The 25,882-nt window shown below is 72.9% G+C and carries 16 protein-coding genes; 10 read left to right on the top strand and 6 right to left on the bottom strand.

The features are described from left to right. Positions 1-154: 154 nt before the first annotated feature. Complete coding sequence (locus ACX27O_RS12490) at positions 155-691, bottom strand: type II toxin-antitoxin system PemK/MazF family toxin (protein ID WP_210859963.1); 537 nt, start codon at positions 689-691, stop codon at positions 155-157. 283 nt (positions 692-974) lie between these two features. On the opposite strand from ACX27O_RS12490, the gene ligA reads away from it, so the two are divergent. The 7 genes from ligA to ACX27O_RS12525 all read left to right on the top strand — a co-directional run bounded on the left by ligA (position 975) and on the right by ACX27O_RS12525 (position 13,327). Then, a complete protein-coding gene (ligA, locus tag ACX27O_RS12495) occupies positions 975-3,110 on the top strand; it encodes an NAD-dependent DNA ligase LigA (protein ID WP_030337172.1) in 2,136 nt (711 codons plus the stop codon). Between the two features lie 157 nt (positions 3,111-3,267). Continuing rightward, on the top strand, positions 3,268-5,886 hold the full coding sequence (locus ACX27O_RS12500; RefSeq protein WP_358125812.1) for a putative bifunctional diguanylate cyclase/phosphodiesterase: 2,619 nt from the start codon (positions 3,268-3,270) through the stop codon (positions 5,884-5,886). 144 nt (positions 5,887-6,030) lie between these two features. Beyond that, positions 6,031-6,336, top strand: coding sequence for an Asp-tRNA(Asn)/Glu-tRNA(Gln) amidotransferase subunit GatC (gatC, locus tag ACX27O_RS12505; protein WP_030337175.1), 306 nt, complete (start codon positions 6,031-6,033; stop codon positions 6,334-6,336). 94 nt (positions 6,337-6,430) lie between these two features. Further along, the gene (gatA, locus tag ACX27O_RS12510; RefSeq protein ID WP_030337177.1) at positions 6,431-7,906 is read left to right on the top strand and encodes an Asp-tRNA(Asn)/Glu-tRNA(Gln) amidotransferase subunit GatA; all 1,476 of its coding nucleotides are present in this window, start codon (positions 6,431-6,433) and stop codon (positions 7,904-7,906) included. Positions 7,907-8,137: 231 nt separating this feature from the next. Continuing rightward, positions 8,138-9,274 carry an Ig domain-containing protein gene (locus ACX27O_RS12515; RefSeq protein WP_030337179.1) on the top strand — a complete coding sequence of 379 codons (1,137 nt, stop codon included), beginning with the start codon at positions 8,138-8,140 and terminating at the stop codon, positions 9,272-9,274. Positions 9,275-9,347: 73 nt separating this feature from the next. After that, positions 9,348-10,847: an Asp-tRNA(Asn)/Glu-tRNA(Gln) amidotransferase subunit GatB gene (gene gatB / locus ACX27O_RS12520; RefSeq protein WP_210865196.1), complete on the top strand. Its 1,500-nt coding sequence runs from the start codon at positions 9,348-9,350 to the stop codon at positions 10,845-10,847. Positions 10,848-10,969: 122 nt separating this feature from the next. Beyond that, the gene (locus ACX27O_RS12525; RefSeq protein WP_458939477.1) at positions 10,970-13,327 is read left to right on the top strand and encodes a transketolase-like TK C-terminal-containing protein; all 2,358 of its coding nucleotides are present in this window, start codon (positions 10,970-10,972) and stop codon (positions 13,325-13,327) included. A 25-nt stretch (positions 13,328-13,352) separates the two neighbouring features. Here the strand turns inward: ACX27O_RS12525 and ACX27O_RS12530 are convergent, their stop codons facing one another. From ACX27O_RS12530 to ACX27O_RS12540, 3 genes are all read right to left on the bottom strand, one after another. Then, a complete protein-coding gene (locus ACX27O_RS12530; RefSeq protein WP_210865197.1) occupies positions 13,353-14,966 on the bottom strand; it encodes a metallophosphoesterase in 1,614 nt (537 codons plus the stop codon). A 60-nt stretch (positions 14,967-15,026) separates the two neighbouring features. Then, a complete protein-coding gene (locus tag ACX27O_RS12535; RefSeq protein WP_358125823.1) occupies positions 15,027-16,199 on the bottom strand; it encodes a PQQ-dependent sugar dehydrogenase in 1,173 nt (390 codons plus the stop codon). Between the two features lie 81 nt (positions 16,200-16,280). Beyond that, the gene (locus ACX27O_RS12540) at positions 16,281-18,098 is read right to left on the bottom strand and encodes a SpoIIE family protein phosphatase (protein WP_051708835.1); all 1,818 of its coding nucleotides are present in this window, start codon (positions 18,096-18,098) and stop codon (positions 16,281-16,283) included. A gap of 183 nt (positions 18,099-18,281) precedes the next feature. On the opposite strand from ACX27O_RS12540, the gene ACX27O_RS12545 reads away from it, so the two are divergent. Continuing rightward, a complete protein-coding gene (locus ACX27O_RS12545; RefSeq protein WP_030337189.1) occupies positions 18,282-19,208 on the top strand; it encodes a 2-hydroxyacid dehydrogenase in 927 nt (308 codons plus the stop codon). Here the strand turns inward: ACX27O_RS12545 and ACX27O_RS12550 are convergent. After that, positions 19,202-19,594 carry a PH domain-containing protein gene (locus ACX27O_RS12550; protein ID WP_030337191.1) on the bottom strand — a complete coding sequence of 131 codons (393 nt, stop codon included), beginning with the start codon at positions 19,592-19,594 and terminating at the stop codon, positions 19,202-19,204. The genes ACX27O_RS12545 and ACX27O_RS12550 overlap by 7 nt on opposite strands. A 217-nt stretch (positions 19,595-19,811) precedes the next feature. Here ACX27O_RS12550 and ACX27O_RS12555 point away from each other — a divergent pair, with 217 nt between their 5' ends. Beyond that, positions 19,812-22,187, top strand: a complete 2,376-nt coding sequence (locus tag ACX27O_RS12555; protein ID WP_458939478.1) for an EAL domain-containing protein — start codon at positions 19,812-19,814, stop codon at positions 22,185-22,187. A 6-nt stretch (positions 22,188-22,193) separates the two neighbouring features. On the opposite strand, the gene ACX27O_RS12560 is transcribed toward ACX27O_RS12555, so the two are convergent. After that, the gene (locus ACX27O_RS12560; RefSeq protein ID WP_030337195.1) at positions 22,194-23,213 is read right to left on the bottom strand and encodes a LacI family DNA-binding transcriptional regulator; all 1,020 of its coding nucleotides are present in this window, start codon (positions 23,211-23,213) and stop codon (positions 22,194-22,196) included. 149 nt (positions 23,214-23,362) lie between these two features. Here ACX27O_RS12560 and ACX27O_RS12565 point away from each other — a divergent pair, with 149 nt between their 5' ends. Further along, positions 23,363-25,816: a glycoside hydrolase family 2 protein gene (locus tag ACX27O_RS12565; protein WP_458939479.1), complete on the top strand. Its 2,454-nt coding sequence runs from the start codon at positions 23,363-23,365 to the stop codon at positions 25,814-25,816. Positions 25,817-25,882 lie beyond the last annotated feature (66 nt).

Genomic DNA, 25,882 nt, shown 5'->3' on the forward strand with positions numbered 1-25,882 from the left:
GACGACAACCTCTGCCCCGGCATGACCCCTCATCCTGACGAGAATCCACCCCGTTGCAACAACCACTTGAGCCCAAGGCCTCGGGACACCGCGACTTTCAGGAACCCGAGTCGATCATGGCCGGCGGCCGCGCCGCAGGGGCGGTCGAGAGGCGTCAGGTGGTGGGCAGGTGGCGCAGGCTGCGCACCTTCCGCCAGAGGTCGGCGTCGCAGCGGCCGGCGTGGTCGGCGAAGGCGGCCGCGTTGAGTCGGATCGGCTCGGTGAGGCTGAGGTAGCTGTCGTGCTCCGCGCCGGGGTCCCAGTCCCGGGTGGGAATCCGGACGTGGTCGTCCCGGTCGCTCTTGTCCTGGCTGGTGATCTTCAGGACGTCGGCGCCCTTGGAGTCCGCGCGCAGCACCAGGCACGGGCGTACCTTCGACCCGCTGCCGTCGGCGTACGGCACGTCGGCCCACCAGATCTCACCGGGCGCGGGGGTGTCGTCGTGCCGGTCGGCGTCGCGGCGGCGGGACGGGGTGGACGGGCGCTCGCCGCCCCGGGGGCGTGGCGGGCTGGGACGACGCCCGCCGGTGCTGGCCCGACCCGGCCGGGTGCCCGGACGTCGGTTGGTCACCCGGTGCCGCCAACTGTTCCACGCCCAGCCGGCGGCCACCGCCAGCAGGATCGCCACCGCCCAGAGCAGTGCCTCGGGCATCCGTACCTCCGCCTCCCGGCGACCCGCCGGTCGCACCGTCCGGCGATCCTTGCACGTCGTGGCCCGTGCCGCCCGCCAACCACACCGCGGCTGCCCGATCACCCCGCGCCTCACCTGATCATCTGGTGGTGGGTGGTCGGGCGGTTCGTCGACACCCACCGGGCATCCCGGCTGAGGGCGACGTCGCTCCCGGCGCGGGCGGGCGACGGATTGTCTCACCGGCCCGATACCGTGCCGGAGTAGCGTGATCAGGGAGGTCGCAGGCGTGTCCGAAGGTGGCGGTGTGTCCGAGGAGCAGATCGGTCAGCAGGTCAGCGCGGCGCAGGAGGCAGCGGCCGGGGCCGAGCCGACGCCGCAGGCCCGGGAACGGCATGCCGCCCTCAGCCAGGAGCTGACCGAGCACCAGTACCGCTACTACGTCCTGGACGCGCCGACCATCCCCGACGCCGACTTCGACAGGCAGTTGCGCGAGCTGGAGGCGCTGGAGGCCCAGTTCCCGGCGCTGCGGACGCCCGACTCGCCGACCCAACGGGTGGGCGGCACGTTCTCCACCGACTTCACCCCGGTCACCCACGCCGAACGGATGCTGTCGCTCGACAACGCCTTCGCCGACGAGGAGTTGGCGGCCTGGGCCGAGCGGGTCGAACGGGACGCGGGCGGCCCGGTGCCCTACCTGTGCGAGCTGAAGGTCGACGGGTTGGCGATCAACCTGACCTACGAGAAGGGTCGACTGGTCCGGGCCGCCACCCGCGGCGACGGGCGCACCGGTGAGGACGTCACCGCCAACGTGCGCAGCATCCGGGACGTGCCCAGCCAGCTCACCCCGTCCGCCGAATTCCCGGACGTTCCCGAGCTGGTGGAGGTCCGGGGCGAGATCTACTTCCCGATCGCCGCGTTCGCCGATCTCAACGCGGGTCTGGTGGAACAGGGCAAGGCACCCTTCGCCAACCCGCGCAACGCCGCCGCCGGCAGCCTCCGGCAGAAGGATCCACGGATCACCGCCACCCGGCCACTGCGCCTGGTGGTGCACGGCATCGGCGCCCGCCGGGGCTTCCAGCCCACGGCGCAGTCCGAGTCGTACGCCGCGCTCAAGTCCTGGGGGTTGCCCACCAGCGACCGGTGGCGGGTCGTCCCCGACCTGGCCGGTGTCGCCGAGTTCATCGCCTACTACGCCGAGCACCGGCACGATGTCGAGCACGAGATCGACGGGGTGGTGGTCAAGGTCGACCCGGTCTCCATCCAGGGCCGGCTCGGCTCGACCAGTCGCGCGCCACGGTGGGCGATCGCCTTCAAGTACCCGCCGGAGGAGGTCACCACCAAGCTGCTCGACATCGACGTGAACGTGGGGCGCACCGGCCGGGTCACTCCGTTCGCCGTGCTCGAGCCGGTGCGCGTGGCCGGTTCCACAGTCGCGCTCGCCACCCTGCACAACGCCCGTGAGGTGGAGCGCAAGGGTGTGCTGATCGGCGACACGGTGGTGCTGCGCAAGGCCGGCGACGTGATTCCCGAGGTGCTCGGCCCGGTGGTCGACCTGCGGCCCGTCGACGCCCGGCCGTTCGTCATGCCGACCAGTTGCCCCGCCTGCGGCACCCCGCTCGCGCCGTCGAAGGAGGGCGACGTCGACATCCGCTGCCCCAACACCCGCAGCTGCCCGGCGCAGTTGCGGGAGCGGGTGTTCCACCTCGCCGGCCGGGGCGCGTTCGACATCGAGGTGCTCGGCTACAAGGGTGCGGCAGCCCTCCTCGACGCGGAGATCATCAGCGACGAGGGCGACCTGTTCCAGCTCGACGCCGAGCAGCTGTCCCGGTCGCCGTTCTTCGTCAACAAGGACGGCAGCCTGGGCAGCAACGCCACCAAGCTGTTGGACAATCTCGCGGTCGCCCGGGAACGGGACCTCTGGCGGGTGCTGGTGGCGCTCTCGATCCGGCACGTCGGCCCGACGGCGGCCCAGGCGCTCGCCCGGCACTTCCGTTCCATGGACGCCATCGACGCGGCCTCGGAGGAGGAGTTGTCCTCCGTCGACGGGGTCGGTCCGACCATCGCGGCCAGCATCCGGGAGTGGTTCGCGGTGGACTGGCACCGCGAGGTGGTCCGCAAGTGGGCCGAGGCCGGCGTACGGATGGCCGAGGAGGCGGTCGACGAGGGTCCGCGCCCGCTGGAAGGGCTGACGGTGGTGGTGACCGGCACCCTCGCCGGGTTCTCGCGCGATCAGGCCGCCGAGGCCGTGCAGAGCCGGGGCGGCAAGGTCAGCGGGTCCGTCTCCAAGAAGACGAGCTTCGTGGTGGTGGGGGACAACCCCGGCTCGAAGGCCGACAAGGCCGCCAGCCTCAAGGTGCCGGTGCTCGACGAGGACGGGTTCCGGCTCCTGCTGGACGCGGGCCCGGACGCCGCGCGGGACGTCGCTCAGCTGGGCGGTTGACCCCGCCGACGGCTGGCGACGGCGACTGGCCGCGTATACCAACTTAATTACGACTACGACCGATTCGTGACTGTCATACCGGGAAACTGGGGGCCGAGGGCGTTTCATTGGGTCACGGCGTGCGCACCGGCACGCCAATGGTCGGTCGGGAGGTGTGGTGGAGGTCGCCGACCCACGCAACTCGCTTCCTGCGGGACGGGTCGCACCGTTCGCCGCCTTCGTCGCCAGCATCCTGGCGGTCGCCGCGCTGACCGCCGCCGTTCCACTCGCGACGCTCCCCGACGACCTGCCCCGGCTGCCGGTGGCGTTCTGGACGATGGCCGCGCTCGCCGTGGTCTGCGACGCGCGCCCGTTCGTGCCACCGGGGCGCCGGCAGACGTCGGCGGTGTTCCCGTCCACCTGCTTCACCTTCGCGATCCTGCTCGGCTGGGGTCTCGGCCCGGCGGTGGTGGTGCAGGCGGTGGGGGTGGTCGTCTCGGGTTGGCGGATGCGGCACGCCGCGTGGCGTACGGCGTTCAACGTCGGCCAGTACGCCTGCGCCCTCGCCGCCGCGTACGGGGTGATCCAACTCGGGTCGGGCACGATCTTTTCCGGGGGGCGGTTGCACTGGACCGACGTGGCCGTTGTCGGCGGCGCCGCGCTGGTCTGGTTCGTCGTCAACTACGGGTTGGTCAGCTGGGCGGTGCGGCTGCGTTTCGGCGATCGCTGGTGGCCCACCGTCCGTCAGGGCCTCGGCTTCGAGCTGCTCTCCACCGGCTCGCTGCTGCTGCTCGCCCCGGTGCTGGTCGCCGCGGCGCGGGTCAGTGCCGCGCTGATTCCGCTGGTGCTGGTGCCGCTCTTCGCCGTTTACCGGATGGCGCGGCTGACCAACGAGCAGCAGCACCTCGCCGCCGCCGACCCGCTGACCGGGCTGCCCAACCGCAAGGCCCTGCTCGCCGAGGTGGCGGAGCAGGTGCACGTGCACGCCGAGCGGACCGCCCGCGGTGAACCCGACGGGCAGTTGGCGCTGCTGCTGCTCGACCTGGACCGCTTCAAGAACGTCAACGACGCCCTCGGGCACGCCGTGGGTGACCGGCTGCTGGTCGAGGTCAGCGCCCGGCTCACCGACGTGCAGCCCCGGCCGCAGATGATCGCCCGGCTCGGCGGTGACGAGTTCGCCATCGTGATGACCGGGCTGAGCGACGTCGGTCAGGCGCGGGAGTTGGCCGACCGGGTCGTCCAGGCGCTGGCCGAGCCGGTGCCGCTCGACGGACTGCCGTTGGACGTGGGCGGGTCGATCGGGATCGCCCTCTTCCCCGAGCACGGCGAGGACTTCGCCACCCTGATGCGCCACGCCGACGTGGCGATGTACGACGCCAAACACCGCAACGACACGGTGGCCGTGTACGCCCCGGAGTCCGACCACAACTCCGCCGAGCGACTCGGCCTCCTCGCCGACCTGCGCCGCGTGCTGGAGGTCAGCCCGTCGGCCGAGACGCCGGTCGACACCGAGCCGCCGGTCGCCGAGCCGCCGGTCGCCGAGCCGCCGGTCGCCGAGCCGCCGGTCGACGCCGAGCCGGCTGTCGACGTACCAGTTGTCGCGACGGCGGAGGTGCGCGGCGGTGACGGGGCGGCGCTGCCCAGCGCGGCGGCGACCCGGCCCGCGTCAGCCGCGGACCCGGCGGTCGCCACGGCAACGCGGCACGGTGGTCGGTGGTGGGTACGCCGTCGACGCGCCGACGCCGAGCCGCTGCACTCCGACGAGCTGATCAACCAGATCGCCACCGGTGCCGACCCGATCCGGGGCCGCAACGCCCGGGCCACCGTCGACGGCACCCGTTCGGGCTCGGTCCGGGAGCGGCGCGCCGGGGGTGGGAACGGCCGTCGGTCCCCGAACGGGAGCGCGGTGGGCAGGGGACGTGGCGGGGCGCGCCGGGACGCCGGGCCGGGTACGCCCGGTCAGCCGCTCGAACCGACCGGGTGGGCGCACGCCGACGACGAACCGGCCGACGACGCCGGGGAAATCACCATGTACTACCAGCCGCAGATCGCCATCGCGACAGGTGAGGTGGTCGGGGTCGAGGCCCTGCTGCGGTGGCGACACCCCCGACGGGGCATGGTCGACCCGGAGGAACTCATCCGGGTCGCCGAGCAGAGCGCCGTGATGCGACTGCTGACCCGTCGGGTCGTCGACGACGTGGTGGAGCAGCTCGCCAAGTGGTCGGCGGCCGGCATCGGCCTGCGTGCGGCGCTGAACGTGAGCGTGCGCGACCTGCACACCGGCGAGATCGCCGATCAGATCGCCGACCGGCTGGCCCGCTACGGGGTGCCGGCCGAGCGGTTGCAGGTCGAGATCACCGAGGGCGCGTTGATGGCCGACCCGCGCCGGGTGCTGGCCACCATCTCCCAGCTGCACCGGATCGGGGTGGCCATCTCGCTGGACGACTTCGGCACCGGCTACTCCTCGCTGCAGCATCTGCGCCGCCTGCCGCTGTCCGAGGTGAAGGTGGACCGGTCGTTCGTCCTCGGCATGGCCGACGACGCCGACGACGCGGCGATCGTCCGGTCGATGATCGAGCTGGCCGGCGCGCTGGGGTTGCGGGTGGTCGCCGAGGGTGTCGAGGACGAGCGGACCTGGCGGATGCTGCACACCGCCGGCTGCGACGCCGCCCAGGGCTGGTTCTACGCCCGGCCGATGCCGGCCGAGGAGTTGGTCACCTGGCTGGCCCGGTACCGGCCGGTCCGCCCGACCGGCGGGCACCCGCAGCCCGACGTCGCCCGCCGCCCCACCCGCTGACCCGGCACGAGGCCGGGGGAGGGGGAGTCGGGGACGCGTCACCGGAGCGGAACAATAGACTCGCTGCGGTCACCGCGTGTCACGCTCCACCTGTCGCGCGGCCGGCACACCGCCCGACCAGCAGGAATTCAGAAGGGGGCACGGATGGCCGCCATCTCCCGCGAGGAGGTCGCGCACCTGGCGCGCCTGTCGCGGCTCGCCGTCACCGAGGAGGAGCTGGACATGTTCGCCGGCCAGCTCGACGTGATCCTCCAGGCGGTCGCCCAGGTCGGCGAGGTCGCCGCCGCGGACATCCCGCCGACCTCGCACTCGGTGCCGCTGACCAACATCTTCCGCGAGGACGTCGTCACGCCGTGTCTGACCCCGGAGGAAGCGCTGTCGGGCGCGCCCGACGCCGAGGACCAGCGGTTCCGCGTACCGCGGATCCTGAGCGAGGACGTGGCCTCATGAGCGAGCGGCAGCGAGCGAATAGTCGGTGCAGCGCCGTGGTGCCTCATGGCGTCGCGGAGCGGAGCGGAGTGACGGCATGAGCGAGATGACCGGCATGAGCGACTTCACCAGAATGACCGCGACGGAGATCGCGAGCCTGGTCGCCGGGGGCGAGACCTCCGCTGTCGAGGTGACCCAGGCGCACCTGGACCGGATCGCCGCGGTCGACGACCGGGTGCACGCCTTCCTGCACGTGGACACCGAGGGTGCGCTCGCCGCGGCCCGCGCGGTGGACGAGCGTCGGGCCGCCGGCGAGGTGTTGGGCCCGCTCGCGGGTGTGCCGGTCGCGGTCAAGGACGTGCTCGCCACCCGGGGCGTGCCGACCACCGTGGGGTCGAAGATCCTGGAGGGCTGGCGCCCGCCGTACGACGCGACGATCGTGCAGCGGCTGCGCGAGGCCGGCACGGTGATGCTCGGCAAGACCAACATGGACGAGTTCGCGATGGGTTCCTCCACCGAGTACTCGGCGTACGGCCCGACGCACAACCCGTGGGACCTGAGCCGGATCCCGGGTGGCTCGGGTGGTGGTAGCGCCGCCGCGCTGGCCGCGTACGAGGCGCCGCTGGCGATCGGCTCGGACACCGGCGGCTCGATCCGTCAGCCCGGCGCGGTCACCGGCACGGTGGGTGCCAAGCCCACCTACGGCGGCACCTCCCGCTACGGGTTGGTGGCCTTCTCGTCGTCGCTGGACACCCCCGGCCCGTGTGCCCGCAACGTGCTCGACGCGGCCCTGCTGCACCAGGTGATCGGTGGGCACGACCCGATGGACTCGACGTCGATCCCGCAGCCCGTGCCGGACGTGGTGGCGGCGGCGAGGCTCGGCGCGACCGGTGACCTGACCGGTGTGCGGCTCGGCATCGTGAGCGAGTTCGTCGGCGAGGGCGCCGAGCCGGGTGTGATGGCGGCGTTCCGCGAGTCGGTGGACGCGCTGACCAAGATGGGCGCCGATGTCGTCGAGGTGTCCTGCCCGACGTTCGCGTACGCGCTGCCGGCGTACTACCTGATCGCCCCGAGCGAGTGCTCCTCCAACCTGGCCCGGTTCGACGGTGTCCGGTTCGGCCTGCGGGTCGGCGACGACGGCAACCGGTCGCTGGAGGAGGTCATGTCGCTGACCCGGGAGGCCGGCTTCGGCCCGGAGGTCAAGCGCCGCATCATGATCGGCACGTACGCGCTGTCGTCGGGTTACTACGACGCGTACTACGGGCAGGCGCAGAAGGTCCGGACGCTGATCACCCGGGACTTCAACGCCGCGTTCGAGCGGGTCGACGCGCTGATCTCGCCGACCACCCCGTCGGTGGCGTTCCCGATGGGCGCGCGGACCGCCGACCCGTACCAGATGTACCTGGCCGACCTGTACACCATCCCGACGAACCTGTACGGCGGGCCGGGCATCTCGGTGCCGTGCGGGCTCTCCGAGGGGCTGCCGGTCGGTTTGCAGGTGATGGCCCCGACGATGGCCGACGACCGGATGTACCGGGTCGCCGCCGCGTTGGAGTCCGCCGTCGGCACGTTCACCCCGCCGGCCCTCTGACCCGCCGGTACGGGGGCGGGTCGCCCGCCGTCGTACCGGAAGTCGTCACGCGCCCGGTGCGGTCACCACGACCGCGCCGGGCGCGGCTGTCGTCGCGGCGACACGACGATCTCCGATCAGGGGATGGACCGCGTTCAGTGGCACTGGTCGAATAAGCTCCGAGTCTGTTGGATCGACGAACTCTGGTCCGCTGGCGGCCGCGAGCGGCTCCGATCAAGACCTGGATGTGCGATGGGGACGCTTCGCCCGGTCATGGCCCTGACGATGGTTGTCGCGATGCTGCTGGGTGCCGCGCAACCAGCCACCGCCGCCGACACCGTCACCATCACCTCGGGCAAGCCCCGGTCGGTCATGTACCTCGGGCAGGTGTACGCGATCCACACCGTGGAGGCGACCGGCGGCACCGGGCCGTACGCGCTGTCGGTGGTGTCGGGCAGCCTGCCGCCGGGGATGTTGGTGGTGGGCACGGCGCTGGGGGGCGCGCCGACCACGCCGGGCACCTTCCCGTTCCGGCTGCGGATGACCGACAAGAACGGTCTCTTCGGCGAGCAGGCGGCGACGATCGAGGTACGCCAACAGAAGGTCGTCATCACCTCGGGCAAGCCCCGGTCACCCATGTACATCGGGCAGGTGTACGCGATCCACACCGTGGAGGCGACCGGCGGCACCGGGCCGTACGCGCTGTCGGTGGTGTCGGGCAGCCTGCCGCCGGGCATGCTGGTGGTGGGCACGTCGCTCGGAGGCGCGCCGACCACGCCGGGCACCTACCCGTTCACGCTGCGGATGACCGACAAGAACAAGCTCTTCGACGAGCAGGCCGCCACCATCGTCGTCGCCACGGCCGCTGCCACCTTCACCTCCGGCGACCCGCCCGCCGGCACCGTGGGGCGGTCCTACTCCTTCCGGTTCACCGCCGACGGTGATTCGGACATCGCGTTCGCCCTGGCCGCTGGGGCCCTGCCGGGCGGTCTCACCCTCGACAAGTTGGGTCGGCTGAGCGGCGTTCCCGGCAGCGCCGGCACGTTCACCTTCACGGTCCAGGCGACGGGTCGCAGCACCAGTGCCACGAGGGACGTGTCACTGGTCGTCGCCCCGGCGTCCCCGGGCACCCCCACGGCGACCCCGACCGGCCCGACGGCCACCCCGACCCCGACGGCATCGACCGATCCGGCCGCCTCGCCATCGGAGAGCGACCCGGCGACGTCCCAGCCGTCGCCCGCGCCGTCGAGGTCGAAGGGTGGCTGGTTGCCGCTCACCGGAGCGGGCTCGCCCCTCGTGCTGCTGCTGATGGGCGTCCTGGCGTTCTCCGTCGGTGGCATTCTGCTCGTGCTGGCCTACCAGCGTCGGCGCTTCACCACACCCGAGTGACGCCCGGCAGCGGGGTGGCCGGACCAGCCGATTAGGCTGGAACGGTTCTGTCCGGATCGCTCCTGGAGCTCAGATGACGACGACACTGCCCGCGTACGACGAGGTCGTTGCGCGCTTCGAACCGGTGATCGGCCTGGAGACCCATGTCGAGCTGGGCACGAACACCAAGATGTTCTGTGGGTGCCCGACCGACTTCGGTGGCGAGCCCAACACCCGGGTCTGCCCGGTTTGCCTGGGGCTGCCCGGCTCGCTGCCGGTGGCCAACAAGGCGGCCATCGAGGCGATCATCCGGATCGGTCTCGCGCTGAACTGCTCGATCGCCGAGTGGTGCCGGTTCGCCCGGAAGAACTACTTCTACCCGGACATGCCGAAGAACTTCCAGATCAGCCAGTACGACGAGCCGATCTGTGTCGACGGTTACCTGGACGTCGAGGTGGGCGGCGAGACGGTGCGGATCGAGATCGAGCGGGTGCACCTCGAGGAGGACACCGGCAAGACGCTGCACGTCGGCGGTGCCACCGGCCGCATCCACGGCGCGACGGAGTCGCTTGTCGACTACAACCGGGCCGGCATCCCGCTCGTCGAGATCGTCACCAAGCCGATCACCGGCACCGGTGCGCTCGCCCCCGAGGTGGCCAAGGCGTACGTCGCCGAGCTGCGCGACGTGATCCGCACCCTCGGCGTCTCCGACGTGCGGATGGAGGAGGGTTCGCTGCGCTGTGACGTGAACACCTCGCTGAACCTGCCGGGCGCGGAGTGGGGCACCCGTACCGAGACGAAGAACGTCAACTCGCTGCGGTCGGTGGAGCGGGCGGTCCGCTCGGAGATGCTGCGGCAGGCGTCGGTGCTGGACGCGGGCGGCCGGATCACCCAGGAGACGCGCCACTTCCACGAGGACACCGGTGACACCACCCCGGGTCGCTCGAAGGAGACGGCGACCGACTACCGGTACTTCCCGGAGCCGGATCTGGTGCCGATCGCACCGGACCCGGCCTGGGTGGCCGAGCTGAAGGCCGCCCTGCCGGAGCTGCCCCGGGTGCACCGGCGTCGGCTCCAGGAGCAGTGGGGTCTGTCGGACCTGGACATGCAGTCGGTGTTGAACGCCGGCGCCGTCGAGCTGATCGAGGCCACCGTGGCCGCCGGCACCACCCCGGCGGCGGCCCGCAAGTGGTGGCTGGGTGAGCTGTCGCGTCGGGCCAACGAGAGCGGCGTGGAGCTGGCCGAGATCGGTGCCACCCCCGCCCAGGTCGCCGAGCTGCAGGGGCTGGTCGACGCCGGCAAGCTCAACGACAAGATGGCCCGCACGGTGTTGGAGGGTGTGGTCGACGGTGAGGGCTCGCCCACCGAGATCATGACCAGCCGTGGCCTGGAAGTCGTCTCGGACACCGGCGCGCTCACCGCCGCCGTGGACGAGGCGATCGCCGCTAACCCCGCCATCGCCGACAAGATCCGCAGTGGCAAGGTCGCGGCGGTCGGCGCGCTGGTCGGCGCGGTCATGAAGACCACCCGCGGGCAGGCCGACGCGAAGACCCTGCGGGAGCTGATCCTGGAGCGCCTCGGCGTCCAGGGCTGAGACCCACCCGGAGAAGGCCGCCGCCGCGATCCGGCGGCGGCCTTCCGCCACACCCTGTCGACCACGCGGCCACCCCGCACCCCTCGCGAGGGCGTCAACGGCGACGCCTGGATGGAGCCACCGTGACCCAGCACGACCTCGATGTCCTCGACGAGATCCAGCGGCGGGTGCTCTGGCTCGCCACCCGGATCGTGGACGCCGCCAACCATGACCGGGCCACCGGCGACGGTGTGAAGGTCGGCGGCCACCAGGCGTCCAGCGCCTCCCTGGTCACGGCGATGACCGCGCTGTGGTTCGCGCACCTGGACGCCGAGGACCGGGTCGCGGTGAAGCCGCACGCCTCCCCGGTGTTCCACGCCATCCAGTACCTGCTCGGCAACCTGGACCGCTCCTACCTGCCCCGACTGCGGGCCCGGGGCGGCCTCCAGTCGTACCCGTCGCGCACCAAGGACCCGGACGACGTGGACTTCTCCACCGGTTCCGTCGGCCTGGGCGCGGCGGCGCCGCTGTTCGCCGCCGCGACCCGCCGCTACGTCGACGCGCACTTCGGCGCCCGGCCGCACTCCCGGTTCGTGGCCCTGATCGGCGACGCCGAGTTGGACGAGGGCAACATCTGGGAGGCGGTCGCCGACCCGGCCACCACCGGGCTGGGCAACGTCATGTGGCTCGTCGACTTCAACCGGCAGTCGCTGGACCGGGTCGTCCCCGGCATCCGGATCAACCAGTGGCGGGGCCAGTTCGAGGCGGCCGGCTGGCACGTCGTCGAGGTCAAGTACGGCCGCCGGCTCGCCGAGGCGTACGCCCGCCCGGGTGGGGAGGCGTTGCGGGACTGGATCGACGCGATGCCCAACGAGCAGTACCAGTCGCTGTTCGGGCTGACCGGGCCGGCGCTGCGCAAGCAGTTCCTGGACGGCGCGCCGGCCGAGGTGGGCGCCTTCGTGGAAGGCGTCGCCGACGAGGACCTCGGCCCGCTCGTCACCGACCTGGGCGGGCACGACCTGCAGGCGATGCTGGACGCGTACGCCCAGTGCGACGCGGTCACCGACCGGCCCAGCGTCGTCTTCGCGTACACGGTGAAGGGTTGGGGTCTGCCCATCGCCGGCAACCCGCGCAACCACTCGGCGCTGCTCAGCACCGAGCAGATCGACGCGTTGCGCGCGGCGCAGGGGCTGACCTCCGAGACGGAGTGGGACCGCCTCGACCCGGCCTCACCGGCCGGGATCCGGGCCGGCGCCCGCCGGGAGGCGTTGTCCCGCGCGCCCCGCGAGCGCGCGCTGGGGGTCACCGTCCCGGAGAGCACGGGAGTACGCGCAACCAAGCCGATCTCCACCCAGGAGGTCTTCGGTCGGGTGCTGGTGGACCTGGCCCGGGACCGGGAGGTGGGCCGCTACCTGGTGACCACCGCACCGGACGTGGCCACCTCCACCAACCTGGCCGGGTTCATCAACAAGACCGGGGTGTTCGCCCCCACCGAGCAGCGATCCTGGACCGAGGACCGGATGCTGCGCTGGACCGAGAGCCCCGCCGGGCAGCACATCGAGCTGGGCATCTCGGAGATGAACCTGTTCCTGCTGCTCGGCCAGCTCGGGCTCTCCTGGGACCTGTCCGGGCAGCCGCTGCTGCCGGTGGGCACCGTCTACGACCCGTTCGTGCTGCGCGGCCTCGACGCATTCCTCTACGGCACCTACTCCGGATCCCGGTTCGTGGTGGCCGGCACCCCGTCCGGCATCACCCTCGCCCCCGAGGGCGGTGCCCACCAGTCCACCATCACCGCGTCGGTCGGCCTGGAACTGCCCGGTGTGACCTTCGTCGAGCCGGCGTACGCGGCCACCCTCGACTGGCTGCTCTGCGACGCGCTCGGACAGATCGCCGGTGGGTCGGCCCCGGCCGCGACCGCCGCGCCCGCCGAGGACGGCGCGTACTACTTCCGGTTGAGCACCCGACCGCTGGACCAGGCGCCGTTCGAGGCGGCCCGGGCGCGGCTCGGCGACGCGGTGCTGCGCCGGCAGGTCGTCGCCGGGGCGTACCGGCTGGTCGACGCGCACCAGGCGTACCCGCACCTGGTCGACGCCCCGGTGGTGCAACTGGCCGCCTCCGGCGCGGTGCTGCCCGAGGTGCTGGCCGCCGCCGCGGAGCTGGCCGACGAGGGCATCGCCGCGCACGTGGTGGACGTGACCTCGCTGGACCGGCTCTACCGGGCCTGGCAGCGCACCCTGCGACAGGGCGTACGGACGGCCACGGTGCCCAGCGTGCCGGGCGCGCTGCGCTCCGCGTTCGCCGATCGGGTGCCGGTGGTGACGGTGCACGACGCCGCGTCGCACGCGATGGCCTGGCTCGGCTCGGCCGTTGGCGCACCGGCGGTGCCGCTCGGCGTGGACGAGTTCGGCCAGTCCGGCAGCGTCGCCGACCTGTACGAGCTGCACGACCTGCTGCCCGGCAGCATCGTCAACGCCGCGCTGGCCGCGATCGCCCTGCGCTGACCCGTCCGCGCCGGCCGGCGTGGGCTCAGCCGGTCGGGGTGGGCGTGGGTGTGGGTGCCTGTGTGGCGGGCACACCCCCGCTCGGGGTGGGCGTGGGCGTGGCGGAGACACCGGCGTTCGGGTTCTCCACCAGGCGTCGTTCCAGGTTGACCTGGGCCTGGCCGGTGCCGCCGACGGTGATCGTGTCGTACGCCTGGAGCATCTTCTGCTGGTCGAAGTAGAGCACGCTCATCGACAGCGGGGTGGGCTTCTCGCCCTCCAGGCCGCGCAGCCCGGCACCGCCGGTGGAGCCCTCCACCATCAGCGTGGTGGGCTGCTGCCCGGGTGTTTCCGGCAGTTTGGACACCTGCCGGGCGTGGGTGTGCCCGGCCAGCACCAGCGGGCAGGTGCCGGCGAGCGGCCCGGCCGACGCCGGGTCGTGCACGAGAGCGATGTTGACCGGTCGCGGTGAGTTGCGGATCGTCACGGCGAGCTGGTTGCCGGCCCCGATCACCTGGTCGGCCACCTGCTGGGTCAGTCCGCTGCCGGCCGGGGAGGTGTTCTTGTCCGGGGTGAAACGCGGGTCGCCGATGCCGGCGATGGTCAGCCCGGCGACGGTCGTGGTGGTGTTGTTCAGGACTATCGCGTTCGGCTGGCGGGCCACCGCGGCGGCGGTCTTGCCGGAGTCGTGGTTGCCCCGGATGAAGACGTACGGCTTCTTCAGCACGCCGATCGAGCCGACGAAGGAGGCCTCCGGTTCGCTGCCCCAGTCGGTGATGTCCCCGGTGTCGATCACCACGTCGATGCCGAACTGCTCCACGACCGTCCGGATCAGCTGCCAGCCGGTCGGGTTGAGGTGCATGTCGGAGACGTGCAGCACCCGCGTGGTGCCGGGGGTCGGCTCCAACAGCGGCAGCGCGGAGACGGTGGTGTAGAGCTGGCTGACGTTGCCGACGAGGCGCTGCAACTGCTCCGCGTACTTCGTGTAGTCGTTGGCGATCCGGCGGGCGTCACCGACGATGGCCGGCGCGTTCACCAGCAGCCCCTCGTAGCGTGGCTCCTCGATGGCCTGCGGCCGGAGGGTCGCCGCCGCCGTGCCGAGGCTGCTGGCGGTGACCAGCAGCGCCAGCCCACCCGCCCAGGCGGTGCGCCGGACGTTGCGGAAGATCAGCCCGGCCAGGATCAACGTGACCAGCACCGACGCGCCGAGGGTACGCAGGCCGAGGCGCATCACCCCGGAGCGGACGTCCTCCACGGCGCTCTGGCTGGCCCGGCTGATGCTGGCCGGGTCGTCGATCAGCGCCTCGGTGCGCCCCTGGTCGAGCGCGCCCAGCCGAACGGTGAGGTGGGTCGGCCCGCTGTGGCTGTCGAGCAGCAGCGCGCCCAGCGGCGGGATGTCGACGGTGGTGCCGCCGTCGCGGGCGGGGGAGATGCTGAGGTTGGCCCGGAACGGGCCGATGTCGGTGCTCACCTGACCACCGGCCAGCACCCCGAGAACCGCCCCGGCCAGGGCCACGGCGAGGACGGCGACGACCAGCCCGAGGCGGCGCAGCGGGCCGGCGGCACCGGCCCACCAACCCGGGCGCGTCCGATCGTCGCCGGTCACCGGGTCGTCCCGGTCATCGGCGTCGTCGTGCCGCTCGTCGCGTTGCCCGTCCATGCTGAAAGTCTGGCCTGCCCGTCGGAAGATCTTGGTAAACCTGAACGGATGGTGACGGAATCAGCTGCGCCCGCCGTCGCCGCCCGCGAAGACCACCCGCAGCAGCCGGTCGTCGTCGCCCGCCGGGTCGCCCCGCCCGTCGTGGTTGGAGGTGCTCACCCAGAGCGACCCGTCCGGTGCCGCGGCCACCGCGCGCAGCCGGCCGTAGCGGTTGGTGAGCAGCTCACTGGGCTGACCGAGCAGCGTCCCGGTGTCGGTCAGCTCCATCACCCAGAGGCGCTTGCCGCGCAGGCAGCCGGTGACCAGCAACTGCTCGGTGGCGGCCAGCCCGGAGCAGGACGCGTCCGAGGTCGGCCACTGCGCGATCGGGTCGGTGAACCGCTTGTCGCCGGCCTTACCCTCGACCTCGGGCCAGCCGTAGTTGCCGCCCTTGGTGATCTGGTTGACCTCGTCCCAGGTGTTCTGGCCGAACTCGACGGCGTACATCCGCTTCGCGGCGTCCCAGGTGAAACCCTGCACGTTGCGGTGCCCCATGGACCAGACCGGGGAGTTGGGGTACGGGTTGCCGGCGGCGGGCTTGCCGTCCGCTGTGACCCGGAGGATCTTGCCGCCGAGGCTCTTCACGTCCTGCGAGAGCGGGCGCTGACCGGCGTCACCCGTGCTGACGTAGAGCTGCTTGTCCGGGCCGAAGCCCAGCCCACCGCCGTTGTGCACGTTGGCCTTGGGGATGCCGGTGAGGATCGGAGTGGGCTGCCCGCCGAGTTGCAGCCGGGCGACCCGGTTGTCCCGTTCGGCGGTGTAGTAGACGAACACCGTCCGGTCCCGGGCGTAGTCGGGGGAGACGGCGATGCCGAGCAGGCCACCCTCGCCCGCCGCCGCCACGTCGGGGATGGTCTGCACCGGTCGGACCCGCAGCCCGTCCGGCCCGGACTCGGGCCCGACCTGGAGGATCCGGCCGTTGTCCCGTTCGGTGACCAGCGCGCCGCCGTCCGGGAGGAAGGCGATGGCCCACGGCACCCGCAGGCCCTTGGCGAGCACTGTCGCCACCGCCTGCTGACCGCTGCCGCCGGGGTTCGCCGACGCGGACGGGGTCGGCAGGTTGGGCGGTTCGCCGGCCGGGTCGGGCTCCGGCTCACCGAAGCTGCAACCGGCGGCGAACAGCAACGCCGCGCAGGACGCCGCGAGAGCCGCCCGGAGGCGGCGGATGCGAGGGTACGGGGGACGGGCGCTCACCCGGCCCAGGGTAGCCCGCCGCGCGGCCCGACCGGGCCCGTCGAGATCCAACGGGTACCGATGGTCTCCGGTGGACCGGCCTCAGCGGGCCCGTACGGCCAGCAGCGCGGTGTCGTCCTCGCGGTGCCGGATCGAGGCGAGCAGCAGGTCGCAGAGGTCGCCGAGGGGCAGCGTGTGAGTGCCGGCCAGGCGGCTCATCAGCTCGGCCAACCCGTCGTCGATGGACCGGTCCCGCCGTTCGATCAGCCCGTCGGTGTAGAGCAGCAGGGTGTCACCGGTGGCCAGGCTGGTCGAGTGGCTGCTCCGCCGCGTCGGGCGGGCCAGGCCGAGCAGCGGCTCCGGCGTCGCGGCCAGGACCTCGACCGCCCCGCCGACGCGGACCACCAGGGCCGGCGGATGCCCGGCGTTGGACCAGGTCACCTCGTGCGCACCGGCGCGCTGCGGACAGATCCGCACCAGCGTCGCGGTGGCGGCGATCGGCAGCCGAAGGCCACGGATGGCGCCGTCCAGGTCGCTCATCAGGGACCCGACCGCGTCCGGCCGGCCGAAGGCGTTGCCCCGCACCAGGTTGCGCAGCTGGCCCATGGTCGCCGCGGCCTCGATGTCGTGCCCGGCCACGTCCCCGATCGCCGCGATCACGTCGCCGTCGGGCTGCACGAAGGCGTCGTACCAGTCGCCACCGACCTCCACCCGGTCGGCCGCCGGCTGGTATCGGGCCGCCAGCTCCAGCTCCGCCACCACCGGCAGCCGGGGCAGCATGCTGTGTTGCAGCACCTCCGCGACGTGCCGCTGCTCGCCGTACATCGAGCTGTTGCCGACGGCCTGGCCGGCCCGGCGGCCGATGTCGACCGCGGTGAGCAGGTCCCGGTCGTCGAACTGCTGACGGTGCCCGTCGTTCACGAGGGTGATCGCCCCCAGCACCGTGCCGCCGACGCCCCGCACCGGCACGCTCAGGTAGGAGGCGATGCCCAACCGGCCGGCGATGGAGACCATTTCCGGGTGGATGGTGCCCCGCTCCACGTCGGTCAGGGACGCCACGCTGCCGAGCCGGGGCTGGCCGGTGCGCAGCACCGCCCGGACTATCGAATCGGGGCCCAGCCCGGTGCGCAGCAGCTCACCGAAGCGGTCGACGTCCGCGGCGCGGGCCGGGTCCCGGTGCACCGAGACCACCTCACGGGGCAGGCCGGTCGGCCCGATCAGGGTGAGCAGGCACCAGTCGGCGAGCAGCGGCACCATGGTGGCGGCGAGCCGGCGCAGGGCGACGCCCACGTCCAGGGTGCCGGCCAACGTCTCGCTCACCCCGGCCAGCAACTCCAGCCGTTCGTGCGCCTGCACGACCCGCCGCCGCGCCTCCTGCGCGCCGTCGAGCGCGATCCGCAGGCGCAGCTCCGACGAGCAGGCGGCGGCCAGGTCGGCCAGGGTCCGCAGTTGGGCGGCGGTCCAGGCGCGCGGTTTGCTGTCGATGGCGCAGAGCGAGCCGAGCACCCGGCCGGATAGGTCGGTCAGCGGCATCCCGGCGTAGGCGACCACGCCGAGGTCGTCGATGGCCAGGTTGTTCCGGACGCGCGGGTAGAGCCGGGCGTCCGGCAGCACCATCGGCACCTCGATGTCCACCACGTGCTGACAGAACGAGTGACTCAGCGGAGTCTGCCGGCGCTGCGACCAGGGCTCGGGCAGACCGACCGCGCCGGGGAAGAACTGCCGGTCGGCGGAGACCAGCGAGACCAGCGCCACCGGCACGTCCAACAGGTCGCTGACCAACCGGGCGAACCGGTCGAACGCTTCGTCCGGAGCGGCGTCCAGCCCGGTGTCGGCGAGCGCGCGCAACCGCGCTGGGTCGCCGAGCGCCGAGGGGGGCGCGATCGGTCGCCGGGGGGAGGCGGGGGAGCCGTCGGTCATCGTGCACCTGTCTGCCGGGCGGAGGAGGACGGCCCTCCGACCCTTCCTTATACCTCGCGAAGGCCCGGCTCGAACCTCGCTGTGCTGAGTCTCGCCCGCCGTGGCCCCGTGCGCCACCGCCCGGACGCCGGTTCACCGCCGTGCCCGCACCGTCCGCGCCGCCGGGGACTATCGTCGGCGGACGTGAAGGTATGGATTCCGCACCAGGCCGGCCTGAACCTCCTGGGCGCGCTGCCCCCGGACGTGACGGTGGAGGTCTTCGAGCACACCGACCGGATGCCGTCCGAGGCGGCCGGCGTTCGCTTCTGGGTGCCGCCGTTCCTGGGTGGCTCGGACGGGACGACGGTGCTGGGTGAGCTGCCCGACCTGGCGGTGGTGCAACTGCTCTCCGCCGGGGCGGACGCCTGGGCCGGCCGGACCCCGCCGACTGTCACGCTCTGCGACGCCCGGGGCGTGCACGACCCCGCCACCGCCGAGTGGGTCGTCACCGCGATCCTCGCCCAGCTGCGGGCGTTTCCGGCGTTCGTCCGCGCGCAGGCCGAGCGGCGTTGGGCGTACGCGGAGCACACCCCTACCGACGAGCTGACCGGCAAGCGGGTGCTGATCATCGGGGCCGGCTCGATCGGCACCGCGGTGCGCGACCGGCTCGCCCCCTTCGACGTGAGCTTCACCCTGGTCGCCAGGACGGCCCGCCCGGAGCAGGGGGTGCACGCCGTCGAGGAGCTGCCCCGGCTGCTGCCCGACGCGGACGTGGTGGTGGTGCTGGTGCCGCTCACCGACCAGACCCGTGGCCTGATCGACAAGACGTTCCTGGCCGCGATGCCGGACGGGTCGCTGTTGGTCAACGCCGCCCGCGGGCCGGTGGCGCACACCGATGCGCTCGTCGCCGAGCTGGGCACCGGTCGGATCTCGGCGGCGCTGGACGTCACCGACCCGGAACCGCTGCCCGCCGACTCCCCGCTCTGGACCATGCCGAACGTGCTGCTCACCCCGCACGTGGGCGGGTCGGTGCGGGGGTTGCTACCGCGTGCCTACCGGCTGGTGGGCGATCAGGTGCGCCGCTTCGCCGCCGGGCAACCGCTGATCAACACAGTGGTCGACGGCTACTGACCCGGCGCGTCCGCCGGGGCACCCGGCAGTGGCTGGCCGGTTGCCGCGACCAGCCGGGGCAGGTCCGCCCCACGGACGGCCGGCAGGGTGACCTGCTGGCCGTCGTCGAGCCGGGCCACCGCGCGCCCCCGCTGGTCGGTGGCCAGCTCCAGGACCTGCTCCCAGCCGATCCGGCGTTGCCCGACCAACGCCCGCAGGCGCAGCTCCCGCGCGTCGGCGTCGGTGCCGGCCCGCCAGGCCCAGACCGCGACGGCGAGCGGGACGAGCAGCACCGGCAGCAGGTAGGCCCGGGCGTTGGCCAGCGGCAGGGCGCCGACGAAGGCGATGATCGCGGCCACCAGGATGGCTTGGTTGTACCGGAAACGGACCGTGTCGGGCTTACTCACCCTCCGATGATCCCACTTCCTGCCGTTTCGGCTCGCGGCGGGCGGTGCCACCGGCCGGGAGTACGCCGTACAGTGACACCGGTCGTTGTTTTCCCTGAGTAACCGGCAAGTAACCACTTCGGCTGTCCATCGTTGTCAATCGTGGGTAGCGGACTCGCAACGTCCGGTGCCCCGCACCGCCGCACCGCCCCCGTGCCCCCTCACGAAGGCGTCCGCCGTGCTCCTCGCGTACCCGTTCCGCGTTCTCGTCCCCCGTCGTGCGGCACCCGAGGCCGCCACGTCCGTGGCGGTGGCGCTGCTCCTCCTCGCCGGTGCCGCCGGCCTGGTCCCGACCTCGGTGGTGATCGCGTTGGGCGCCGGCGCCGGCGCCACACTCGCCGGGCTGCGACTGTCCCGGCTGGCCAGCCGGCGTGGCACCGACCCGCCACCGCGCACGGCGGGCGTGCTGCTCGACGCGGCGGTGGTGGCGGCCGGTCTCACCGCCGTCGTGCTGCCCCTGGCGGACATCGGGCACACCCGCGCCGTGCTGATCGGGTCGCTGGTCGTGGCGGCCCTCTCGGCGAGCGGTCTGTACCGGCTCCCCGGGCGCTCGCGGCCGACGGCCGCGGTCCGGTTGCGCGGGCTGGTCGAGTCGACCGGCCCGGCCGTCGGTATGGCCCTCGCCGGCTGGCTGCTGTTGCCGTGGGACGGTCTGTCGGTCCCGGTTCGGCTGGGTTGCGCGTTGACGCTCGGCGGGTTGGGGATGGCCGCGTTGAACGTGTTCGCGGGGCCGTGGCGGCGCTCGGGTGCGGCGATCTGTCGAGGCGGCGTCCTGCTCACCCTCTGCGGGTTGGTGCTGCTGGCCGTGTCGCCGTCCGCACCGGCCGGGCGGGTGGCCCTGCTGGCCGTACCCCCGTTGGTGTTCGGGATGTTGCTGGTCGCGGTCGGTGCCGCCGATGCGACGGACGACGCGCAGCCGGCGGAGCCGGTCGCCGCGGCCTGGCCTCGGTCGGTGCTCCCGGCGGCGGTGCTGCTGCTGGCGACGGGTCTGCACCTGGCCGCCGGCCGCGCGCCGGACCGGACCAGCGTGCTGTTGGCCCTGGCGGCGGTGCCGCCCCTGGTGCTGCGCGAGCTGCTGCGCGCCGGTGACGCGGCCACGTCCGTTCGGCGGGCCGCCCATCGCCGGCCGGCCGGTCGGTCGCTGCGGCACCGCCGCTCGGGTCCGGCACGCGGGCCGGGCACGCCGGAGCCGCCGCCGGAACGCGGCCCCGACGCCCCGGCGGTCGCGGCCCCCGGAACCGGCGCGGACTCGATCTGGTCGCCTGAGCACAGCCCCGCGTGGTCGGGGCTCGACCGGCGACAGTTCGCGGCCGCGAGCAGCACCCCCGGTGACCGGGCCGCCCTGCTGGACGCCCTGGCCGCGATCGGCGACGTGCCGGTGCCGGCCGGCGCGCTGCTCCTGGTCGACCTGCACGGCACCGAGGGGATCGGCCCGACCGCCCGGGAGGACGTGCTCGCCGAGGCGGTGCACCGGGCTCGCGCGGTCATCGCCCCCGGCGATCTGGTCACCGGGTGCGCGGGTACCGGCTTCGCGGTGGTCACCGCCGCCGGCCCGGTGCTGGCGTACGCGCTGGGCACCCGACTGCTGAGCGCACTCAGTCCGCCCTACCAACTGGCCGGCGCGATGCTGCGGGTGCAGACGAGCATCGGCCTGGCCGAGGTGAGCGGGGTGGGGCCGGCGGACGTGCTCCGGCAGGCCGAACTGGCCCGGCGACGGGCCGTGCAACTGGGCCGGGACCGGGTGGAGTGGTACGACGCGTTCCTTGAGGAACAACTGGTCCGCCGGCTCGACCTGGAGCGCGAGCTGCCCGGTGCGGTGGCGCGCGGCGAACTGGATCTCGTCTACCAGCCGGTGGTCGACCTGGCCGACGGGCAGCCGGTGGGCGCGGAGGCGCTGCTGCGGTGGCGCAGCCCGGTGCTCGGCACGGTGCTGCCGGCCGAGCTGCTGCCGGTCGCCGAGGACCTTGACCTGGTCGGCGAGTTGGAGTGGTGGGTGCTGGATCGGGCCTGCCGGCGATTGTCCGACTGGTCGGTGGGCGCCCGGGAGCTGTGGATGGCGGTCAACGTGACGACCCGGGAGCTGACCACTCCCGACTTCGTGCAGCGGCTCGCGGCCGTGCTGGCCGCGCACGGGGTGCCGCCGGAGCGGCTGGTGGTGGAGGTGAGCGAGCCGAGGGTGGCCGGTGACCTGTCGACAGTGGTGGCCCGGTTGGCCGGGCTCCGGTCGCTGGGCGTGCGCACCGCGTTGGACGATTTCCGGGCCGAGCACGCCTCCCTGGCGCAGCTTCGCCGACTGCCGATCGACCTGCTCAAGGTGGGCCCGGAGCTGGTGGGCGCACGGCCGGACGGGCAACCACCGCTGATCGACGTGGTGGTCAACGTGGGCGAGCGGCTGGGCGTCGAGATCGTCGCCGAGGAGTTGGAGTCGTCGACCCAGGTCGAGGGGGCACGCCGGGGCGGTTGCCGGTACGGGCAGGGGTTCGCGCTGGCCCGCCCGGCGACGGCGGAACGGGTCGAGGCGTACTTCGAGGAGTTTCCGTCAGCATCGCGCTGAACCGGTTCATCTGGCTCGGGGTGGTGCGGTGCTGCCACGTGGGGTGAGGTGGGGTGTCTCGTCCTGCACCCGGCCGGCCGGCTGCCCGGCGACGACGGCGAGCAACTGCCGGGCGGCGTGGGCCCCGTACGCCGGGATGTCCCGGCCCAGCGCGGTCAGCGGCGGGTGCACCAGGCGGCACAGCGGTGAGTCGTCCCAGGCCACGATGGACAGGTCGCCGGGCACGGTCAGGCCCATCTCCTGGGCGACGGAGAGCCCGGCGACGGCCATCACGTCGTTGTCGTAGATGACCGCAGTGGGCCGGTGGGCGGAGCTGAGCAGCCGGCGGGTGGCCCGCCCGCCCTCCTCGCCGGTGTAGTCGGACCACACGGTGACCGCGTCGTCCAGGTTGAGCCGCTGGCGGACCGCCGCGAAGGCGTCGGTGCGGATCTCGGTGTGCCGCAGGTCGGGCAGGCCGGCGACCCGGGCGATCCGGCGGTGCCCGAGCGCGACCAGGTACTCCACCGTCTCGGTCAGCGCGGCGGCGTCGTCGGACCAGACACTCGCCAGCTCGCCGGTGCCGCCGGGGCCGCCGATCACCACCGCCGGCAGGTGCAGCTGTTCGAGTGCGGGGATGCGACGGTCGTCGGTGCGCAGGTCGCAGACGAGCACCCCGTCCACCCGTCGTTCGCCCCACCAGCGGCGGTAGACCGCGATCTCGGCGTCGTGGTCGGCCACCACCTGCAGGGTCAGCGCGTACGAGCGGGCGGAGAGTTCGGCTTCGACGCCGCTGATCAGCGCCATGAAGAACGGCTCGACACCGAGTGTCCGGGCCGGTCGGCACAGGGCCAGGCCGATCGCGCCGGCGGTGGCGGCCGAGAGGGCGCGGGCCGCGCTGCTCCGGCTGAACCCGATCTCCGTGGCGATGGCCAGGATGCGCTGCCGGGTGGCCTCGGAGACGCCGGGCTGCCCGTTCAGCGCGTACGACACGGCACCCTTGGACACCCCGGCGCGTTGGGCGACGTCGGCAATGGTCGGCCGCTTCACCGGCGTGCTCCTTTGCTGCTGCGAGAGTGCTGCCGCGACGTGCTGTCGCGGGCGTCAACGGCCGTTGACACGTGCGGGGCCGAAACGTACGGTTGCCTAGCTTATCCGGTTCAGTAAACGTCTTTCGATGCGGAAGGTGCGGTGAGGTCTTGCGCCGACAGGCACTCTACGACGGTTGGACAGTGCGAGCGGCCCCCGGAGCACAGGTGCCCGAGGAGGTCGCCGACCGGTCCGTGCCGGCGACCGTGCCGGGCTGCGTGCACACCGACCTGCTCGCCGCCGGGCTGATCGAAGACCCCTACCTCGACGACAACGAGCGGACGCTGGCCTGGATCGGGCGCACCGACTGGGTCTACCAGTCCACGATCGTCCACCGGGCGGGCGACGACGACCGCGTCGACCTGGTCTGCGCCGGCCTGGACACCGTCGCCACGCTCACCCTCAACGGCGTCGAGGTCGGCCGCACCGCGAACATGCACCGCGGCTACCGGTTCGACGTCCGACCGCTGCTGCGCGACGGTGACAACGACCTGGTCGTCACGTTCGACTCCGCGTACCGCTATGCCGAGGCACACCAGGAACGGCTCGGCGAACGCCCGAACGCCTACCCGGAGCCGTTCCACTTCATCCGCAAGATGGCCTGCAACTTCGGCTGGGACTGGGGGCCGACACTGGTCACCGCCGGCATCTGGCAGGAGATCAGCCTGCACGCCTGGTCGACCGCCCGGCTGGCCACCGTCCGTCCCCTCGTCACCATGGACAGTCGCGACGGCCGCGTCGAGGTGCACGTCGAGGTCGAGCGGGTCGCGGACGTCCCGCTGACCGTCCGCGCCGCCGTGGCCGGCGCACACGCCGAGGTGGTCGTCCCGGCCGGGCAGCGCACGGCCGTGCTGACCCTCACCGTTCGCGAGCCCGCGCTGTGGTGGCCCCGGGGGTACGGCGAGCAGGCGCGTCACCCGATCGATGTGACACTGCACGCGCCGGACGGCGACCTGCTGGACAGCTGGTCGCACCGGATCGGCTTCCGCTCGGTCCGCCTGGACACCACACCCGACGAGCACGGCACCCCGTTCTCGTTGTCGGTGAACGACGTCCCGGTCTTCGTGCGCGGGGTCAACTGGATCCCGGACGACGCGTTCCCCACCCGGATCACCCGGGCCCGGCTCGCCGAGCGGTTCGACCAGGCGGTCGCCGCCAACGTCAACCTGCTGCGGGTCTGGGGCGGCGGCCGGTACGAGTCCGCCGACTTCTACGACCTCGCCGACGAGCGCGGCCTCCTCGTCCAGCAGGACTTCCTGTTCGCCTGCGCCGCGTACCCGGAGGAGGAACCGTTCGGCAGCGAGGTGGCCGCCGAGGCCGCCGAGCAGGTGACCCGGCTCGCGCCGTACCCGTCGCTGGTGCTCTGGACCGGCAACAACGAGAACATCTGGGGCTGGCACGACTGGGACTGGCAGCAGGACCTCGCCGGGCGCACCTGGGGGCGTGGCTACTACCTCGACGTGCTGCCCCGGATCGTCGGCGAGCTGGACCCGACCCGCCCGTACTGGCCGGGCAGCCCCTGGTCGGGCACCGAGGCGATCCACCCCAACGACCCGGCGCACGGCACCACCCACATCTGGGACGTGTGGAACACCGACGACTACACCAGGTACCGGGAGTACGTGCCGCGCTTCGTCGCCGAGTTCGGCTACCAGGCCCCACCGGCGTACGCCACGCTGCGCCGGGCGCTGAGCGACGAACCCCTGGCGCACGACTCACCGGGCATGGCGCACCATCAGAAGGCGGCCGACGGTGACGCCAAACTCCAGCGGGGCCTCGACGCGCACCTGCCCGCCCCGGCGGACTTCGACGACTGGCACTACCTGACGCAGCTCAACCAGGCCCGAGCCATCCAGCTCGGCGTGGAGCACTTCCGCTCCCACCGGAACGTCTGCGCCGGCACCATCGTCTGGCAGCTCAACGACTGCTGGCCGGTCACCTCCTGGTCGGCCGTCGACGGCGACGGCCGTCGCAAACCCCTGTGGTACGCGCTGCGACACGCGTACGCCGACCGGCTCCTCACCGTGCAGCCCCGGGACGGCGGCCTGGCAGTGGTCGCCGTCAACGAAACCGCCGAGGCCTGGACGGCATCCGCCGCGGTCACCCGGTGCACGCTCACCGGGGAGCCGAGGGCGAAGACCTCGGTCGACCTCGACGTCCCGGCGTACTCCTCGGTGGCGCTGGCGCTGCCGGCGGAGCTGGCGCGGCCGGACGAGGGCCGTCGGGAGTTGCTGGTCGCGGAGGCCGGTGGCACCGCGGAGCGCGCGCTGTGGTTCTTCGCCGAGGACCGGGACGTGGACTGGCCGGCGGCGGCCTGGGACGCGACGGTCGAGCCGATCGGCGGCGGGCAGCGGGTCCGGGTCACCGCCCGCACGGTGCTGCGCGACCTGACCCTCTTCCCGGACCGGCTGGACAGCACCGCCACCGTGGACAAGGCCCTGGTCACCCTGCTGCCGGGCGAGTCGGCCACCTTCACCGTGCGCGCCGGGGCCCTGCTGGACGACCGGGCGCTGACCACCCGACCAGTGCTGCGCTGCGTCAACGACATCGGACGGACTGCCTGACGCCGACGACGCGGAGGGACGCTCGTCACCGCACACCGAACGATTGAAGACTTCTTCAAGTGCTAA

The organism is Micromonospora sp. SD19 (assembly GCF_054462275.1).

Excerpts from the sequence above, each read along its gene's own strand:
- ACX27O_RS12490 (WP_210859963.1), bottom strand. The coding sequence starts at position 691 with ATGCCCGAGGCACTGCTCTGGGCGGTGGCGATCCTGCTGGCGGTGGCC.
- gatC (WP_030337175.1), top strand. The coding sequence starts at position 6,031 with ATGGCCGCCATCTCCCGCGAGGAGGTCGCGCACCTGGCGCGCCTGTCG.
- gatA (WP_030337177.1), top strand. The coding sequence starts at position 6,431 with ATGAGCGACTTCACCAGAATGACCGCGACGGAGATCGCGAGCCTGGTC.
- ACX27O_RS12515 (WP_030337179.1), top strand. The coding sequence starts at position 8,138 with ATGGGGACGCTTCGCCCGGTCATGGCCCTGACGATGGTTGTCGCGATG.
- gatB (WP_210865196.1), top strand. The coding sequence starts at position 9,348 with ATGACGACGACACTGCCCGCGTACGACGAGGTCGTTGCGCGCTTCGAA.
- ACX27O_RS12530 (WP_210865197.1), bottom strand. The coding sequence starts at position 14,966 with ATGGACGGGCAACGCGACGAGCGGCACGACGACGCCGATGACCGGGAC.
- ACX27O_RS12540 (WP_051708835.1), bottom strand. The coding sequence starts at position 18,098 with ATGACCGACGGCTCCCCCGCCTCCCCCCGGCGACCGATCGCGCCCCCC.